This window comes from Bradyrhizobium sp. URHC0002 (assembly GCF_054059515.1).
In genome coordinates, this window is the sequence record NZ_JBSSCF010000001.1 from 369,530 (window position 1) to 386,058 (window position 16,529).

At 58.7% G+C, this 16,529-nt stretch carries 16 protein-coding genes and 1 pseudogene; 5 read left to right on the forward strand and 12 right to left on the reverse strand.

Translation table 11 applies throughout. From position 1 onward, the window contains the following. Positions 1-51 precede the first annotated feature (51 nt). Entirely contained in the window at positions 52-291 is a 240-nt protein-coding gene (locus tag ACVWVY_RS01735; protein WP_456624770.1) for a hypothetical protein, read from the forward strand. A gap of 777 nt (positions 292-1,068) precedes the next feature. On the opposite strand, the gene rpoH is transcribed toward ACVWVY_RS01735, so the two are convergent. The 5 genes from rpoH to ACVWVY_RS01760 form a co-directional block, all read right to left on the reverse strand. Continuing rightward, positions 1,069-2,013: an RNA polymerase sigma factor RpoH gene (gene rpoH / locus ACVWVY_RS01740; RefSeq protein WP_456624771.1), complete on the reverse strand. Its 945-nt coding sequence runs from the start codon at positions 2,011-2,013 to the stop codon at positions 1,069-1,071. A 470-nt stretch (positions 2,014-2,483) separates the two neighbouring features. Continuing rightward, positions 2,484-2,807, reverse strand: coding sequence for a hypothetical protein (locus ACVWVY_RS01745; protein WP_456624772.1), 324 nt, complete (start codon positions 2,805-2,807; stop codon positions 2,484-2,486). Between the two features lie 73 nt (positions 2,808-2,880). Then, entirely contained in the window at positions 2,881-3,327 is a 447-nt protein-coding gene (gene hspD, locus ACVWVY_RS01750; protein WP_456624773.1) for a small heat shock protein HspD, read from the reverse strand. A gap of 573 nt (positions 3,328-3,900) precedes the next feature. Further along, positions 3,901-4,296 (reverse strand): hypothetical protein, encoded by a 396-nt coding sequence (locus tag ACVWVY_RS01755; protein WP_456624774.1) that lies wholly within the window; start codon positions 4,294-4,296, stop codon positions 3,901-3,903. Between the two features lie 394 nt (positions 4,297-4,690). Beyond that, positions 4,691-5,722: an IS110 family RNA-guided transposase gene (locus tag ACVWVY_RS01760; protein ID WP_456624775.1), complete on the reverse strand. Its 1,032-nt coding sequence runs from the start codon at positions 5,720-5,722 to the stop codon at positions 4,691-4,693. Positions 5,723-5,749: 27 nt separating this feature from the next. Between ACVWVY_RS01760 and ACVWVY_RS01765 the strand changes: the two genes are divergently transcribed. Beyond that, entirely contained in the window at positions 5,750-6,103 is a 354-nt protein-coding gene (locus tag ACVWVY_RS01765; protein ID WP_456624776.1) for a hypothetical protein, read from the forward strand. Between the two features lie 205 nt (positions 6,104-6,308). Here the strand turns inward: ACVWVY_RS01765 and ACVWVY_RS01770 are convergent. The 3 genes and pseudogenes from ACVWVY_RS01770 to ACVWVY_RS01780 all read right to left on the reverse strand — a co-directional run bounded on the left by ACVWVY_RS01770 (position 6,309) and on the right by ACVWVY_RS01780 (position 9,897). Then, positions 6,309-6,829, reverse strand: a pseudogene (locus ACVWVY_RS01770) (SphA family protein). Between the two features lie 180 nt (positions 6,830-7,009). Further along, on the reverse strand, positions 7,010-8,047 hold the full coding sequence (locus ACVWVY_RS01775) for a sensor histidine kinase (RefSeq protein WP_456624777.1): 1,038 nt from the start codon (positions 8,045-8,047) through the stop codon (positions 7,010-7,012). 1,085 nt (positions 8,048-9,132) lie between these two features. Then, positions 9,133-9,897: a Crp/Fnr family transcriptional regulator gene (locus ACVWVY_RS01780; RefSeq protein ID WP_456624778.1), complete on the reverse strand. Its 765-nt coding sequence runs from the start codon at positions 9,895-9,897 to the stop codon at positions 9,133-9,135. Positions 9,898-10,078: 181 nt separating this feature from the next. Here ACVWVY_RS01780 and ACVWVY_RS01785 point away from each other — a divergent pair, with 181 nt between their 5' ends. Beyond that, a complete protein-coding gene (locus ACVWVY_RS01785) occupies positions 10,079-10,468 on the forward strand; it encodes a response regulator (protein WP_456624779.1) in 390 nt (129 codons plus the stop codon). Positions 10,469-10,607: 139 nt separating this feature from the next. Here the strand turns inward: ACVWVY_RS01785 and ACVWVY_RS01790 are convergent, their stop codons facing one another. Next, positions 10,608-11,957 (reverse strand): IS701 family transposase, encoded by a 1,350-nt coding sequence (locus ACVWVY_RS01790; protein WP_456624780.1) that lies wholly within the window; start codon positions 11,955-11,957, stop codon positions 10,608-10,610. A gap of 190 nt (positions 11,958-12,147) precedes the next feature. Here ACVWVY_RS01790 and ACVWVY_RS01795 point away from each other — a divergent pair, with 190 nt between their 5' ends. Next, on the forward strand, positions 12,148-12,870 hold the full coding sequence (locus tag ACVWVY_RS01795) for a Crp/Fnr family transcriptional regulator (RefSeq protein WP_214494106.1): 723 nt from the start codon (positions 12,148-12,150) through the stop codon (positions 12,868-12,870). 363 nt (positions 12,871-13,233) lie between these two features. Then, the gene (locus tag ACVWVY_RS01800; RefSeq protein WP_456624781.1) at positions 13,234-14,577 is read left to right on the forward strand and encodes an IS5 family transposase; all 1,344 of its coding nucleotides are present in this window, start codon (positions 13,234-13,236) and stop codon (positions 14,575-14,577) included. Positions 14,578-15,243: 666 nt separating this feature from the next. On the opposite strand, the gene ACVWVY_RS01805 is transcribed toward ACVWVY_RS01800, so the two are convergent. From ACVWVY_RS01805 to ACVWVY_RS01815, 3 genes are all read right to left on the reverse strand, one after another. Continuing rightward, positions 15,244-15,435, reverse strand: a complete 192-nt coding sequence (locus ACVWVY_RS01805; protein ID WP_456624782.1) for a hypothetical protein — start codon at positions 15,433-15,435, stop codon at positions 15,244-15,246. A gap of 396 nt (positions 15,436-15,831) precedes the next feature. Continuing rightward, positions 15,832-16,101 carry a conjugal transfer protein TraD gene (locus ACVWVY_RS01810; protein ID WP_456624783.1) on the reverse strand — a complete coding sequence of 90 codons (270 nt, stop codon included), beginning with the start codon at positions 16,099-16,101 and terminating at the stop codon, positions 15,832-15,834. A gap of 1 nt (position 16,102) precedes the next feature. Then, on the reverse strand, positions 16,103-16,429 hold the full coding sequence (locus tag ACVWVY_RS01815; RefSeq protein ID WP_456632070.1) for a conjugal transfer protein TraD: 327 nt from the start codon (positions 16,427-16,429) through the stop codon (positions 16,103-16,105). Positions 16,430-16,529: the final 100 nt, after the last annotated feature.

Below are 16,529 nucleotides of genomic sequence, written 5' to 3' on the forward strand. Positions count from 1 at the left end.
CGGCGGAGAATTTTGGAAGATGTGCTATCCACCGCAAAAGCAGGAGTGCCAATGAGCATTGTAAAGCGTCATCTAGCCGAACATGAAGAACGTCTTGTCCTTATCGAGGAAATTTGCATCGACAAGGGGGCGCTTGTTTTGGACACCGCCACTGACGAGGTTTATTTCTCTGCCGATGAAGTCGCTCACAAGAATGCCTACGTTACGGTATTCCAGGCGTGGGCAAAGGGCATCATCAAGGGCACGCCGGAGCAAGTATTCGACGCCACAAAATCAATTCTCGAAGACTAGCTGATACCCGAGGCCCGCCTCACTTTTCTGAGGCCAGACGGTTTAACTGGGCTCGGAGCCAAGTTTTTTGGCGCTTAAGAGATTCGATTTTTCGATCAAGGTGTAGAACGCCGGGACGTTCCGTTTCGAGCGGCAACGGTCCCGGTGGCGCAATCTTCTCTTGGTTGACTATCATGGTCGCGTCACTCCGGCATCCTGACGGGGCCGGCAAGAAATTGGTAAATCGGAACCTAGGTCGTGTTCCAAGCCTCCAGAGTAGTCCCGCAAAGGGAGCATTCAAAACTGGCGATCTGGCGTCCCGGGGGCCATACCCTCTGTGCGGTTATAGACTGCACCGCACTGGCAGGATCGGCGATGAGATTCTGACATGCCGCACTATGCGCCCAAAATTCAAAACAGACCACGGCCAATCTGGCATCCGCCTCATCAGGCCGCTCGCAGGTGCGGGGCCACAGAGGCTTGGGCAATTTCTCAGGCGGCCTTACTTCTTGTCGATATCGCAGCGTATCGCAAGTTTTTCCGATATTAGTTCGTCAATCAATGAGGCGATCCCATCCAACGTCTGTTGGTCGGTAATTCTGACCGCCATGTCCTTGTAATGGATGATTTTTCGGTCGAGTGCATCGCATTTCTTACACATGGCTCACCGCGAGTTGGGGCGGGAGCAAGTGCACTCTCAGTCACCGATGACAGCCTGGGACCGGACGATGATGCAGGACCAATAGCCCCGTTGCACTTCCGTTCCTACCCAAACCAAAGTGCCGTTTTCTACTCCTTTCATGTTTTCGGTTGTCTTTTGGCGCAACTCTCCGGTCCACGGCGTGGCCGCGCACCTGTTCGCTGTTCCGGATGACGGTCCCTCGTCGAGAAGGCGCAAACGGCAGCCCGAACTTTTTCAAATGCGCGAATTTCGATCTGCCGCACCCGCTCGCGCGAAATGCCGTATCGTGTCGCGAGTTCCTCGAGCCTGACCGCCGGTTCGGACAGGAACCGCGCTCCAAATATGCAGCGCTCGCGCGGGTTGAGGACTTCGAGGGCGCTGGCGAGCGCCCGACGCCGCTGTTTGGCTTCCTCCTGGTCGGCGTACATGGCTTCGGGACTGGGTGCCGGGTCGACGAGCCAGTCCTGCACTTCGCCGGCCTCGTCTCCATGCACCGAAGAGTTGAGTGACACGTCACCGCTAAGGCGCCGGTTCATGCCAACAACATCGTTTTCCTGCACTCCCAACCTCTTGGCGATCATCGCGATGTGCTCAGGCCGGAGATCGCCATCCTCCAGCGCCGAGATTTCCGCTTTCGTCCTGCGAAGTTTGAAGAACAGTTTCTTCTGGGCCGAGATCGTTCCCATTTTTACCAGCGACCACGAACGCAGGATGTATTCCTGTATCGAAGCCTTGATCCACCACATCGCATAGGTCGCGAGCCGGAAGCCGCGCTCCGGCTCGAAGCGCTTCACGGCCTGCATGAGGCCCACGTTTCCCTCGGAAATGATGTCCGCAATCGGCAGCCCGTAGCCCCGATATCGCATGGCGATCTTGGCGACGAGCCGCAGATGGCTGGTGACAAGATGATATGCTGCTTCACGGTCGCCATGTTCGCGCCAGCGCTTCGCATAGGCGGTCTCCTCCTCCGGGCGCAACATGGGAAACTTGCGGATTTCCGTAAGATATTGCGTCAACCCGGCGTCGAGCGACAGCATCGGAACAAATGCAGTGCCTCCCATTGTCCACCTCCTCCTCTCTATTTGACAGCTCGTATCGCCAGCGTTTTCGTACCCAAATTTGAGACCTAATTTGGCGCACGGTACCCGTTGATGGATGACGTTACGACCGAGGGCGGCGGCGTGTACGTTTGCGGTGGATCGGGCCGCATCACAAGGTAGAGTTCGCCCGCTACCAGCATGACGGCAGCGATCGCCAAAGCAAACATGCCCAGCACTAGATCGTATGGGTCATCCATCGCTTTCGAAATCTTGCGGTTCTATTCGAACCTAGGCGCATCCGCAGCACGGCGAGAACGTCTGACGGTGACAGGGATGTCGCGCGGACCGTAGCACTGCACATGGCGTAACCGGCCCGAACTGCCCCTCTCGCCGCTCCATGCCTTCGCGTCCTGCTGCAGCCGGTTCGCCCAGCGATGCTCCAGACGGTCGATCACGTGACGAGGTAACTGGATATGTCCATGCGTACCTCCTCAAGCTGCCAGCGCCCGCGCCGTTGAGAACCGGCGCTTTGGTGTGCCGCCAGGCGGGTTGCGCGGGCCGCCATCGAGTTCACATAACGCCTCGAGGATGGCATCAATGCTTACGGGCCCCTTCAGTCCTTCCGGAGCCCGCAACGCGGGACATGAGGCTATCGCTGAAGCGTCGGAAGCCCAGGAGGCAAGGATCGCCCGCTTCTCGGCCAGCGTCAGGTCCGGATGCGATACTACGTCCTTGGGATGCTCGAAGACGGTGCCGGGGTGCAGCAGCGCCTGGAAGTCGAAAACGTTGTCGTAGGTGGCGGTCGTCGGCCGCATGTTTTCCTCCATTCTAAGACGAGTGTGGGCGGCAGCCCGACACAACGAGGCCGGGCCGCCGCGGGGTATTCGCTCAAGCCGCCTTGGCTTCGAGCTGATGGACGGTGCTGCCGCTGATGGCGATCCGCCGCGGCTTCATGGCCTCGGGGATTTCCCGCACCAGTTCGATCTTCAGCAGCCCATTGTCGAACGAGGCGTTCTTCACCTGGACGTAGTCGGCCAGGTTAAACTGCCGCTTGAAGTGCCGGGTCGAGATGCCGCGGTACAGGAACTCGCGCTCGGCCTTCTCGGGCTTGTTGCCTTCGATCGTCACGACGTTTTGCTCGGCCGTGATCGAAATCTCGTCGGGCGAGAAGCCGGCCACCGCCAGCGAGATTTGGTAGCTGTCCTCATCGAGCCGTTCGATGTTGTAGGGCGGATAGTTGTCCTCGGTCGCGCGCTGGGCGGATTCCGCGAGGTCGAAGAGGCGGTCGAAGCCAATGGTCGAACGCCAAAGGGGAGAGAAGTCGTAACTGCGCATAGCCAGATCCTCCAAAGAGCAAAATGGGTACGAGCCGCCACCGGACAGGACCGGTGCCCGTCTCTGGTTCCCGGGCCCATCAGGCGCCCGGACCACCCTGCGGTGGCGACTGGAAAATTATAAAAACCGGTTTTGGTTTCAAGGGGTGTCCGAAAAATTTTTCGACCTGGCCATTGGGCTGGATAACGATCTTCCACGCCGCCGCCCTTCGGGGCTTACCTAGACCGGGACCGGTCAGCAGAAAGAACCCTTGCCGCGTGACGGAGAATGGAGACTCCGGCCGGACGCTCCTAAGAACCGCCTCGCGCGCGCCGCAGCGAAGCTTCCAATCGCTCTTTCTCCTTATCCCAACGGGCTTTTTCGGCTTTCGATCGCTTCTCGAGAGCCTCAGTACGCTGCCTCGATGGCGGCGGCACGCTTCGCGTGCTCCTGTTCGGCCTTGTCCAACGCAGCCTGCGCCTTGTCGACCGCCTGTTGCCGGCATTCACGGTCCTTCGGCTTGGCGGCCTCTCCTTCGCCCGTTCACTCTCGCGCCGTTTCGGTTCCTGTTCGTTGGCAAGAGCGGCCCTTCGTTCAGCAGCGTTGTCGGCGGGGCGAGAGGAAGGCTTTTTCGCCTTTGGGCGTTTCGACTTGCGGTTTGGTCTGCCGCGGCCCAAGATCGGGGGGCAGCTCGGCGTGTTCGCTGAAAGGTCGGTCGGTGCCAACCGGGCGCCTGAGAACGACGCCGGGCTTTGCCAATGTCGCGGCGATGACGTCCGGGTCGTGGCTCTCCTTCGCCGCGCCCTGGCGGAAGAGATTGCTGTCTGCGCCCCGTTCGCGCGCCTCGATGCGGAATTCGACCCAGCTGTGTCTTACTGTATGCCGCAACGCGATTGCCGCCTCGATGATGCGCCTGATCTCTACGCAGAACCGACGTTTCTGATTCATCACCACGGGCGGTGCCTGCCCCGCGCAGGCGTCGAGAGCCACGTTGAAATTGCCCGCGCCATCGCCAGCGGTAATACCGATCGGGCGGCCTAAGCAACCGAGCGTTTGCTCGTCAATTTAGTGCGATGCTCGCCAATTGCGATCTAGTCCGAGAGCAGTACGTGATCGCCCGAACGGCCGCTTTGCGCCGATATTGTTCTCTAATTCCGGGTCTGGCTGTCAAGCTCTCCACGATCATCCTTGCCGGGCCCACTGTTCTCTTCGCGGTAGGGGTGAACCCTCCGCATGATGGCGTAAGGTGACGTTGGCGGTTCAATGTTGCAATCGCGGTCGTCCTTTCGGACGCTCGCACAAAATCGGTCGAACTCACCATCGCCATCGTCCCGGCAGGGACGTCTTTTCCCGCCGTTTGGCAGGAACTCGGTATTCTCGTTCGCTAGGCAGCAATTTCCTTTTTCGACCAGTTGAACTCGGTTCCGTCGATCCACATGCGGTGCAGAATGACCGCGAGCTTACGCGCGACTGCAACCTTGGCCTTGCGGAGCCCGTTGCGCTTGGCGAGCCTCATCCCCCAAGCTTTCACGGTGGACCATTTCGGGACGCGCGTTAGCAGAACCCCGGCGGCTTCGAATAGATAACTGCGCAGCATGGCATCACCACACTTCGAGATGCGACCACTCCAATCAATCTCGCCTGAAGCGTGGCGTCTGCTCGTTAACCCGACATAGGCACCCACACTTCTCGATCGCGCGAACCGTGCCGGATCGTCAATTGTTGCCTTGAATGCAAGCGCGGTGATCGGGCCGACCCCAGGTACGGTCATGAACCGCTGGACCTGCGCATCACGGCGAGCCAACTTCATAACCTTGCGGTCGAGCTCGCTGACCTGCTGCTCGACGGCGTTGCGCGCTTCGAGCAGCGGCCTGACTGCAGCCACCAAATCGGGACGACCCTCGATCAACTCCTCGGCTCGTGCGGCGAAGACATTGAACGTGGCGCGGCCGATGACCAGACCGAGGTTCTTGAGAAGGCCACGGACATGGTTCTCAAGATCGCGCTTGATCTTGACCAGCAGCGCCCGGCTCGCCAGCAGCGCTCTGACCGAATGGCTGTCGATATCCTTGACGTGCACCTCTTTGAACCAACCGGTCTGCATGATGCGGGCGATCCCGATGGCATCGTTGCGGTCGTTCTTGTTGATCTGCATTTTGAGCACGGCCTTGGCATGGCGCGCGTCGATGCAGATCACCGGCAGACCAAATCGCTTAAGCTCGGTCCATAGCCACGTGGACGTCGGTCCGGTCTCGAGGCCAATGCGTACCGCGCCCGGCGCCTTTGACCTCACGTAAACTGAGATCGCCTCAGGATCTGAATCGACGACGCCCTCACGCACGACCGATCCCGTCTGGTCCACCACGCAGATCGATGTTTGCTTCAACGACACGTCCAGTCCGACATAGTACTCCATTGTCGCTCTCCATCGTTGGGAGGCCACATGAGGCTGGCCTCATACGTTCCTGGAGAGCTGATTCCTTTGCCTTTGTCTGGCTCGATCCCGGAATTACCCCATGTTGCAAAAGTCTTTTTGGGGGGACGAACGAAATTTTTTAGAGCCGCTGATGCGTTTTACGAGCGGCGACGTGAGCGACCATATCGTTTCATCCAAAATCGACCACGGATCTCCGTAGTGGCGTTGAAAAGCAACACAGCGGCGGAGAAGTCCAAAGATCAACTTTCGCGAGATTTTCCGGGTCGCTCGATTTTCGACTTTTGCAACAATATCCGCCAGAAGCAGTCGGTCACAGACATCAACTGCCTGAGCATTGCGCGAGGAATGGCGAAGCCATAGCCACGATCGGTTGCCTATATCAGGCCAGCACACGTTCAGGACCCAAGCAGGCCCGTCACGGAGAGTGGAGATAATCGGCAGCGAAGAGCGCACTCCCAGATCGGCGATCTACCGGTTCGGCTGTTGAAAAGGCCGTCTGATAAGATTACCACGGCACCGACCTCCGCCGAACCGCAGAGAGTAGCGCTGATCGAAACCGCCCCTCCTACTTCCGATACATGGGCTTTGCCTCCGACGGCTCCGAAGCGGCGTTCGAAAGCGAGAACGTCACCCAAGCCGTGTATCCCTCGGGCCGGTTCTGAGCCGCGAAATCCTTGTAGGCCTTCACGTTGAGGTAGCCCTGATAGTCCTTGGAGAGCGGCAGGATGAAGCCGATCTGGGGGCCGATGCCAACAACGCGGCCCTTGAAGTCGCCGAGGGTCGCTCCGGCGCCGCTGTCGCCGGTGATCTGCTGGAAGTAATACCCGGCGAGGCCGACGTGGACGGTCTTGCTGATGAACTGCGAGGCACCCCAATCCAGGTGGAAATCGATGCCGTTCTGATACTGCAGGGCGTCGTTCATGCCGCTGTAAGTTAGACCGCCGACGATCGAAATTCGTGTCCGGATTTCGGATCCAGGTAGGTGTAGCCGGCGCCGAAGTCGATTGCCGTGAATCCGAAGCTGAGGTTGGACAGTCGGTTTGGATCATAGGTGCCGCTGGGGATGTTGCCGGTCACGTAGATCATCTCGTTGTGCACGCCCTGGTTCCACTACCACTGGAAAGCGCCGCCTTTCACGGCGCACACCCTGAACGGACATCAGCCAATTTTCAAGTTTTGAGTCGCGCACTATCAGACGAGAACCTGTTCAACCGCGATGCTGTGCGTTGTTTCCGGTAAGTCACAACAAGAATATTTGAGCCACATCTACTCCAGCGTTCGGAACGCGAACGAATATGTGAGCCCGTTGCGGGTGACCACGCGGACTCGAGCCCCAATTTGTTTGGCCAGCGACCTAATAAGGTTGGTGCCGATGCCTAGCGATTTAATGGGTGCTGCAAGGCCTCGACCATTATCTGAAATGGTAAGTATGCCTTGGTCGCCACGCCTGCGGAATCGGATCACAATCTGCCCCGCTTGACCTGGCAAAAATGCATACTTGGCTGCGTTCGTCACAACCTCATTGACGATGAGGCCGAGCGGGACCGCCAGGTCGATATGCAACTCGGCTGCCTGTAGCTCACGGATTATGGCAATTTTTCTTTCAGCAAGGAGGGACAGTTCAAGACTGGCGCAGATATCTTCGAGGTAGGATTCTATGTTGATCCGATCAAACACATCCTTGCGGTACAAGTGCTCGTGCAGGAACGCGATGGTGTGTACGCGCTCGATGGCACGCTCAAAATCCTGCTTGGCACCGGGGTCTTTCTGCCGCGCGCCCTTCAGCCTCAGCAGCGAAATGATCATGCTTAGATGATTTTTCGTACGGTGGCTCAGTTCCCTGAGAAGCAAAGTCTGTTTCTCAAGTAGTTTGTCGCGCTCCTCCTCGAGGCGACGACGATCGGTTATGTCAAGGCAAGCGCCAAGCATGTAGGCAGGATTCCCTTCTGCATCTCGAATGAGAGCACTACGGTCATAAATCCAGCTCACGGAATCGCCGACTACGGCACGAAACTGGTAGTCGGCGTCCGTGCCCTTCTCGATGCAAGCGCTGATTGCCGCCCAAACTGTGGCGCGATCGTCGGGGTGCACAAGAGCAAGAAATTCTTCGGAGTTCGTGGGGGCATCTTCCCGCTTAATGCCGTATACATCGCATAGGGCGTCGTCCCATTCGACGATGTCGGCGGTTACGTTCCAACGCCAGGTGCCCGCTCGGGAAGCCTTCAGTGCAGCGACCAGCCGTTCGTGTTCGGCTTCCGCAAAATCAACCGAGTCGGGTGGCGGGAATTGTAAAGGCTTGCGCAAGATCGGCTTTCTTGACTGGGATTCCCCCGGATGGCCCCCAAACTTGCGTGAATACTGGCGCTTTTCCGGCCTTCCTACAAGACAGACGCGAGGTCCGAACCGCTGCCAAATGCGCACGCGCTGTCTCTACCACTGAACTGATGCCTTCTTTTGGCACGCACCTTTGAGAGACGCCACCTATCTCGCGAATGTCCGTTCACCGGAGTAGACTGGAAGCCGCCGTGGTCCGGCCACACCGACGCGAATGGTAGAGTCGAGATGTGGCGCGGGGGCTTTAGGTAGAACATATCTGTTGCCGCCTCTTTCGTCTGGCGGTGCCTTAGTGGTTCAGCCGTGACTCCGTTTCCACATCCCGCTCATCGAACCGGACATGCAGATCTCCCGCATCCGGCTCTCGGACAAGAACTCACGCTTTCGCGTGCAACGCCATCTGCAGTTTCTGACCATTTATCGGAGTTGATAGGTTTCCCAATCTCCAAGGTCCTTCCCTACGTATTGCGTCTGTCTTGAACTGAGGTCCCTTCCCTCCACCGGAGTTACTCGGCTTCAGCGGTACTACGAACCTCTCCGCCACCCCAAGGCGCCCAGCCTGTCCCTCGCGGGCTTCCGGTTGGTCATCGCTGACCACGCCATGGGGCTTCCCGTGTTGCGTACGCTTTCCTTGTGTACATGCTGTCGCCACTACCCCGGCGCAGCGGCTGGTCGTACTCTTCGCTCTGCTTTCACCCAGCCGTATCAGCCTTCCCCGAAAGGGTTGTCGGGTCGGCCTGCGCATTGTCCTTTTCGAGGATTGCTCGGCGTTCACTCGCGTTACGGCCTGCACACTCGCGCTGTCACCAATTCGTGACACGCTAATCGAAGGCTTCAGCCACTTCGTTGCCTCCATGACTGCTCCGATTGCTTCCGGCTGGAGCGGTTGCCGGGTGGGGTTCGCACCCACTGGAAAGCGCCGCCTTGTCACGGCGCACACCCGTTTCGGAACATTGGGCCCATCCACACCTGATCTGGTTCAACCGACGGCATGCCGCTGAATGTTTCTCGCATAATCCTAGCCACCTATCGGCGGGGTCGCCCCCCCCCCGACTTCAACCGCGGTGGGCCTCTTCGGTAGGATACACGCCACGTAGCACTTCTTCGAAGTGCTTTTTGACGCATTCGTTGCAAAGGCAGGCCCGGATCCGCAGGGCTTCGCGGTTGAGCACCAGGATTGAGCCGCGGCGGGTCTCCAAGACCCCTTCCGCCTTGAACGTCTGAATCACGCGGCTGGCATAGCTGCGGTTAACGCCCAGCATGGTGGCAAGCTGCTCATGCGTGAGCGGCACGGCGTCTTCGTCCTCGGTGCGTTCCATCGCCGAGATGATCCATTTCGCGGTGCGTTGTTCGATCGAATGGATCGCGTTGCAGGCCGTCGACTGGAAGATCTGGGCCAACATGCAGTCGGCATAGCGTGCGAACACATTGCGCAGCGTGGCCGACTTTGTTTTCGCTGCATCCAGCTTTCCGACATGCAGCCGCACGAACGCTCCGCCGAACTTGACCCTGATGCGCGTATAGGCCGGCAGATATCCCTGGCTGACAATTCCGCCGACGGCGCCTTCGCGACCGACCAGAATGGTCTCGACGTCGCGGCCGTCCTCGTTGGTGACCATGTACGACACAAGACCCGGCCCGCACGGGAAGTGGACGATCTCGACATTGTCGCCCGGATTATAAAGCAGGTCGTTGGCCTTGGCCTCTTCATGCGCGAGATGTGGCGCTATCAAAGCGAAGTCGCTGGCGCTGAGCCGCCGCAACAGATTGTTGAACGGCCGTCCGATCTCATTCGAAGTGTTTCGACGTCGCGCTGCCATCCCCGAAGTGCCCTTGCCCCTAGTGTCGACAAGAACTGATCATATCCGATTTTGTGTGCACAAGTGCACAGATAGCGGAACCCTGCCATTTTCGCTTAAGTATACTTTTGCACATTTCTCCCGGAACCAAATCTCCGGCTTCTGCGTGATGTATTTGGCTGGGCAGTCGGGGAGTTGGGAAATGGCGGAAGATTTGCTTGTAATCCTGGTCGTAGAAGACGACCCGTTAATTCAGGTACTCGTGGAAGAACAGCTCACCGATGGAGGTTTCGAGCTAGCCATCGCCACTTCGGGCGAAGAAGCGGTCACCCTGCTAAAGTGCGGCCACACCAAATACCGCGCGCTTGTCACCGACATCAATCTGCATGGCAAGATGGACGGATGGGAGGTCGGCAAACAGGCCAGAGAGATCGACCCGGCATTTCCAGTCATCTACATGACGGGCGCGGCGGCCGATCAATGGGCCTCGCACGGCGTTCCCAACAGTATTCTTTTGACTAAGCCGTTCGCACCCGCCCAGCTTGTCGCTGCCATTTCCCAGCTTCTCAATAGCGCACAACCGCCGACGTAAGGTCGCCTCTTTCATCCAAACCACGTGCGAGCTGCGAAAGTTGGTCGCTATCGGGGCAAGGCGGACTCTGGACGTCCGGCTGGTTTATGGGTTCACGGCCTAGCACTACTTTGGCAGAATGTGTTTGCGCCACTGTTTTTCAAGGATTTGTTTTCGGCAGTATGGACACTACTGATACGGCGGCCGAAGGATGAGATCGACGATGGCGTGACGTACGGCGGGCATGGTTGGTTGAGGCGGAGGCCGGTTGATTCTTTTTTTTCCGCCCCGCGTATGCGAGGCGACGATGTTGCAGGAAGGCGTAGGCAATCATGGTCATCAGGGCGTGGCGATGAAGACCTTGCCATGATCGCCCTTCGAAGTGATCAAGTCCAAGCTCCTCCTTCAATTGCTGATGCGCCTGCTCACAAATCCACCGTGCCTTGATGGTTGCGGCCAGCGTGCGCAGATCCGTCGCCTCCGGAAGATTGGCGAGATAGTATTTCTTCTCCCCGGAGGCACGTTGCTCGCCAATGAGCCAGGCTTCGTCGCCTGGGAGATGCTGCTGACCTTTATCCCATATCCGCTGCGGAGGGCCGTCGGCGGTCCGGACACGTAGAGCAGCAAATTGGGCCTTGAGCCGACCTTTCGTCCCGCTACGCCAACTCACGGTTTTCCATCTGGCGCTGGCCAGCATTTGTTCTGCTGCAATCGATAAGATATCGGGCACGTGGTGCTTTCGTGGTTTCCCGCGGACTTTGGTAATCGGCCAAATGAGCTTCACATCGACCGGATACACTTTCAGGTGTCGAGGGATACCGACAGCCCAGGCCAGCCCGCGCTCTGTTAGCCCTTGTCGAGACGGTGCGCTGAGGCCGTATCCTGCATCCGCCAGCACACATCCAAAGCGCACGTTTGCTGCCATCGCGCGGTCAATCTCGGCCAAAGCAATCTCCGGCTTGGACCGTGGCGTTCGGTGTTCGACTGGCACGCGAGCGCGCTTCAAACGAGATATGTCGCCTGTCCAACTGTCAGGCAGAAAGAGACGTAACGCGACCATCACTGGCACTTCGCCGTGCGCAAGCGTTAATGACACCAGCGTTTGGCAATTCGCCGTTTTACCGAGAGCGGAGGCGTATTGAGCCGCAACACCGACTGAGCGCTCACCCTTCTTCGGCAGTGAGGTGTCATCAATAACCAGCACCGCATCCCTGCCGCCGACAAGTCGGTCCGCCTGGTTGAGCAACTCTGTCTCCAGCGGCGTCGCGTCCCAGACACCGTCCGCAATGAAATGGTGCAACTGGTCGTAGTTGCTCGTGGCAAGGCGTTCCGCCATCGGCTGAACGCTCTTGCGATCGCCAGGACCGATCAATCCCGCGACATACAGAGGACACATCCGCTGCCGGGTCTTATGACCAAGCCGGTCCAAGAACGGCATCAGCCAGCGTTCGAGTTCGTTTTCCCATCCCGGCATGGTCAGCCCTCCAAGAGCCGACCACCCATGAATCATTGAAAAATTGATTCGGGGAATCCTATAAAATGCGACACAATCAACAATCTGCCAAAGTAGTGCTAGTCTAGGGACAATATAGCCCTCGCTTTATCTCCACTTGAGCGTACTGTCCGGCGATTAACGGCAGACTACAGGCGCCGCTGACTGAGAGTTCCTTGCGCTCCCGCCACAACCGTGGGAGCGCACTATGCCACATAGGGACAACTTGCTTCTCGCATCGCTTTCTCCGAGCGATCTAGCGGCCCTTCAACCCCACCTAAAGCTCGTACATTTCAAACAGGAGCAGGTTTTATTCGAGGCGGGCGATACGATCGACGCGACCTATTTTCCGACGAGCGCAGTAATTTCTATCGTGGTCACGCTGTCGAGTGGCCAAGTTGTGGAGGCCGCGATGGTCGGCCGAGACGGCGTTGTTGGCGCGGCGGCTGCGCTTGATGGCAGGATGGCGCTAAGCCGGGCGATTGTGCAGCTGAGCGGCGAGGCAATCGTTTGCGGCTTGGCGGGGCTCAGGGGGGCGGCCATGCAGAGCCAATCGCTTCTTTCACTGCTGATCAGACACGAGCAGACCTTGTACGCTCAGGCGCAGCAATCCGCCGCCTGCATGGCGGCGCATCATGTGGACGCCCGCCTTTGCCGCTGGCTGCTCAGGTCGAGAGACTTATCGCAAAGCGATACGCTTTTGTTCACGCAAGAGTTCTTGGCGGAGATGTTGGGTGTCAATCGAACAACCGTGACGGTCGTGGCGCACACGCTACAGCAGGCTGGAATCATCCATTACACCAGAGGTAAGATCCGGATCACCAACCTTGAGGGCCTGCAAGATGCGGCCTGCGAATGCTACGAAACGGTGAGGTCGCAGTACCAGGGCCTGCTGGGTGGGGATCTCAGGCCGGCGAGAACTCCGGAATAAAATCAGGGCTCCACGACGTTTAAAATCGCCGCTATGTTAGGAACCCCACATAACAGCGCGCGTTTGCCTTTCTGATCCTAGCGAGCCGATCTCAAGGGCCTTCCTTTCCGTGCCGAATGTTATTGTTCGGCAGAGGGAACTGATCAGAAACTCACAAATGTAAGCCCTCGGAGGCTGTCATGGATAGTCGTCCGTGAAATATCCTGAAGCGGTTGATTGGCAATAATAATTGCGAGAATTCCATCGATTGGATTTACCGGAAATTGGGGCTCTGGCGTCGATTTTCTTGCAAATTGCAGTTTGGGATTCCCTCGAATCCGAAGCCGTGATTCTCTACGCTCAAACGCAATCGGAGGGAGTTCGATGCGGCCACGGGAGCGGCGGGAAAGCGGCAAACAGGATCTGTTTCGTTCGCGGCTCGACCAGGTCATCAACATGGATCACGCACTGGCGAAGCTGGCGCGGACGATCGACTGGGGCTTTCTGGAAGAGAAGTTCGGCGCCGTGTACGCCGACGGCTCCGGGCGGCCGCCGCTGCCGACCCGACTGATGGCGGGGCTCGCGATTCTCAAGCACACCTACAACCTGAGCGACGAAGTGGTGTGCGAGCAGTGGATCGAGAACCCGTATTACCAGTACTTCTGCGGCGAAGAGTTTTTCCAGCATCGGCTGCCGCTGGATCGCTCCTCGATGACCCACTGGCGCAACCGCATGGGCGAGGAGCGGCTGCAGGCGCTGTTGCAGGAGAGCCTAGCGGTCGCAACCAAGACTGGCGCGATGAAGCCCGGCGATCTCGCCCGCGTCATTGTCGACACCACGGTGCAGCCGAAGAACATTACCTTCCCGACCGACGCCAAGCTGATGAACCGGGCCCGCGAGAAGCTGGTGAAGCTGGCCAAACAGCAGGGTGTGAAGCTGCGGCAGTCTTATGCGCGGGTCGGCAAGTTCGCCCTGATCCAGCATCAGCGTTACGCCCATGCCAAGCAATTCAAGCGCGCCAACAGGGCGTTGCGCAAGCTCAAGACCTATCTGGGCCGCGTCATCCGCGACATTGCCCGCAAGATCGACGGCAACCATGGGCTCGAGGCCAGCTTCGCTCTCCTGCTCAGCCTTGGCCGACGGGTACGAGCGCAGGAGCGCGGACAGCGCGGCCCCAAGGTCTACAGCCTGCATGCTCCCGAAGTGGAGTGCATCGGCAAGGGCAAGGCCCACAGGCCTTACGAGTTCGGCGTCAAGGTCAGCGTTGCCACCCCCCTCAAGCATAGCAAGGGCGGCCAGTTCGTCGCCCATGTCCAGGCGCTGCCCGGCAATCCCTATGACGGCCATACGCTGGCTGAGGTGATCCCGGGGATCGAAAAACTCGTCGGCACCACGATCGAGCGGCTCCACGCCGATGCCGGCTACCGCGGCCACAATGCGCCGGCCGACTACATGTTCAAAATCTACACCTCAAAACAAAAACGCCGCGTCACCCCGGCGATCAAACGCGAGATGCGCCGACGCTCTGCCGTCGAACCCGTCATCGGCCACCTCAAGGACGAGCACCGAATGGGGCGCAACTATCTCGCCCACCGCAAAGGCGACCTCAACAACGCCATCCTCGCCGCGGCCGGCTACAACTTCCGACGCCTCATCAAGTGGCTCAGGATTTTGTTGTGCCTCATCCTGACAGCCATCTTCCCGAAGCCAAAACTAGCGACTGCCTGAAAACGTAATCTTCACGGACGACTGGATAGCTCTCGAAGCGAACGCGCACGCGCGCGTGCACGGCACCTTTTGGCTCAAATCGCACCCCTACCCAATGACACGGAAGTCCAGCGCTTGCGCGAATTATCCATGAACTACATTCGCGAGGCCGAAAGACTCGAACGAGAACGTGTCACCACGCCGGAGCCTCGCGAACAGATTTCCGCAGCTCTAGATGCGGTAGCCCGGGAGTTTTTTGCCCGTGCTATGCAAAATAGGCCGAAAGAATAGTCCCTTTACGCGCTGGCTTGCCGTCGTCTCTCTCCGCGACCGGAAGCAGTCAGCTGCATCGCAGCGGCGTATCCGACCTCAGTAAGCCTACTCAGGCTGGCGTCTCCACGATTGGCACATTCAATTATTTTGCTGGCGATGATCCGACGGGCCCGGTGTTTTTCACTGCCAGTTGGAAGAAGCGAACACGCACGCTCAAGGGCGACTTCCATGTTAGCTAAAGTTCGGGAATCGAAGGTATCAGTGATCATATGATCCTCCCTTCCGAAAATATTTCGCTTGAAGGCCGATTTTGTCTGTCAGGTACCCGACATAAGGACTCGTCAAGCCATTCTCATTTTCAAATAGACAGCCCTTCAGGCCCGTTTTAAAGTTAGGAAAGAGGTTCGCAGCGGATCATCGATAGAGCGTTCGATGGAAGAATACCGCGCCTATGTGATCGGGCCGGACGGCCACATTATCAATCGGGTTGATATCCGCTGCGCTGATGAGAAGGAGGCGCGGCGGCTCGCAAAAATCGCCGTTGATGGCCACGCCGTTGAGCTTTGGCAAACCGACCGCTTCATAGAACGTTTTGAGCCAGAGCATTAAGGGCCACCTCACTCGCGCGTGGGTATCATTTTCGAATGTCGCCTGTTGGCACGAAACGGACCTGCCGGGCCGACCTGACGACGTCCGTTGACGGGGGCAGAGCGGAAGTCGGCGGTACGCAGTCAAACCGACGCGATTGACCCGACTCGGACACCGCGCAAGTCAAACTTCTGATCAAGTGGGACGTGGAATTCGGTTGATCTAGGTCAACACCGCTAACTTTCCATCCATCATATTGTGAATAAGCGCCCGAGAGTGACCCCTCCACCGCAAATTGGATCAATAGCTTAACGCGCCGATCGGCGTCGGGACACCCGCCGATTCACAGGCGCCAAGCCGCGCGATGGCGGGCGGCGCTGCGATATTTGGAGTCTCGGCGCCGCCCGCCATCGGTCATGCCCGATCCTGCGGCGTTTCCTGCGAGATGGTGGGCGCATCTGTCGCCCATTCCAAAGCGAATGCCTCCTTTCCCTTTGCGGCCCAGAGCGCTCGCGCCTGTTCGCCTTGATTGCTTTTCAGCTTGTCTGCCATCCAGAGCAGCGCGCCGAGGATGATGGCGCGATCATCGCCGGTCAGGTCCACGACACGAGCCTTGACGACGAGGCCGCCGAGTTCGATCAGGTGCCGCGTGCGCTTGCGGCGCTCGACTTGCCATGCGCGCATATCATGCCGCGCCCTTGCTGCCTGTTGACGGTTGCGCGCCACCCGGTTGCGCCTGAGTGCCGCCAGTGTGGCGCTCAGCTGCCGGTGCAGTTCGCCGCGCTCGGCTCTGAAAGAACGCGGCTCCGCGCCTGGCCCACGCCTCCCTCTTTCCAGCATCTTTGGTCTCAGTCAGCACGATCAGCGAGCCTGCCAGTTCATCGACGCTGAGGCTATCTGCCCCGGTGGCGATAACCAGTTCGCCGAGCTGCTGCACCTTGCGGCTCTTGAGGTCGCGCGCCTTGTCCTGAAGCGCTTTCAGTTTTCCGTCGAAATCCCGCGGTTTGCGCATCACGTTCTCCAGCAATGTTGATGAGGGGATGATAGTTGAGCCCTGGGCATAATGCTGTAAGGTCGCCGGGACGGTTTGAGACGGTGTAATCCCGCCCGAG

What these genes read in the sequence shown, in the direction of transcription:
- ACVWVY_RS01815 (WP_456632070.1), bottom strand. Translation starts at nt 16,429, where the DNA reads ATGCGCAAACCGCGGGATTTCGACGGAAAACTGAAAGCGCTTCAGGAC.
- ACVWVY_RS01800 (WP_456624781.1), top strand. Translation starts at nt 13,234, where the DNA reads ATGCGGCCACGGGAGCGGCGGGAAAGCGGCAAACAGGATCTGTTTCGT.
- rpoH (WP_456624771.1), bottom strand. Translation starts at nt 2,013, where the DNA reads ATGGGAGGCACTGCATTTGTTCCGATGCTGTCGCTCGACGCCGGGTTG.
- ACVWVY_RS01810 (WP_456624783.1), bottom strand. Translation starts at nt 16,101, where the DNA reads ATGCGCGCATGGCAAGTCGAGCGCCGCAAGCGCACGCGGCACCTGATC.
- ACVWVY_RS01785 (WP_456624779.1), top strand. Translation starts at nt 10,079, where the DNA reads ATGGCGGAAGATTTGCTTGTAATCCTGGTCGTAGAAGACGACCCGTTA.
- ACVWVY_RS01765 (WP_456624776.1), top strand. Translation starts at nt 5,750, where the DNA reads ATGAGGCTGGCCTCATACGTTCCTGGAGAGCTGATTCCTTTGCCTTTG.
- ACVWVY_RS01760 (WP_456624775.1), bottom strand. Translation starts at nt 5,722, where the DNA reads ATGGAGTACTATGTCGGACTGGACGTGTCGTTGAAGCAAACATCGATC.
- ACVWVY_RS01805 (WP_456624782.1), bottom strand. Translation starts at nt 15,435, where the DNA reads ATGCTCTGGCTCAAAACGTTCTATGAAGCGGTCGGTTTGCCAAAGCTC.
- hspD (WP_456624773.1), bottom strand. Translation starts at nt 3,327, where the DNA reads ATGCGCAGTTACGACTTCTCTCCCCTTTGGCGTTCGACCATTGGCTTC.
- ACVWVY_RS01745 (WP_456624772.1), bottom strand. Translation starts at nt 2,807, where the DNA reads ATGCGGCCGACGACCGCCACCTACGACAACGTTTTCGACTTCCAGGCG.
- ACVWVY_RS01795 (WP_214494106.1), top strand. Translation starts at nt 12,148, where the DNA reads ATGCCACATAGGGACAACTTGCTTCTCGCATCGCTTTCTCCGAGCGAT.
- ACVWVY_RS01780 (WP_456624778.1), bottom strand. Translation starts at nt 9,897, where the DNA reads ATGGCAGCGCGACGTCGAAACACTTCGAATGAGATCGGACGGCCGTTC.
- ACVWVY_RS01735 (WP_456624770.1), top strand. Translation starts at nt 52, where the DNA reads ATGAGCATTGTAAAGCGTCATCTAGCCGAACATGAAGAACGTCTTGTC.
- ACVWVY_RS01790 (WP_456624780.1), bottom strand. Translation starts at nt 11,957, where the DNA reads ATGATTCATGGGTGGTCGGCTCTTGGAGGGCTGACCATGCCGGGATGG.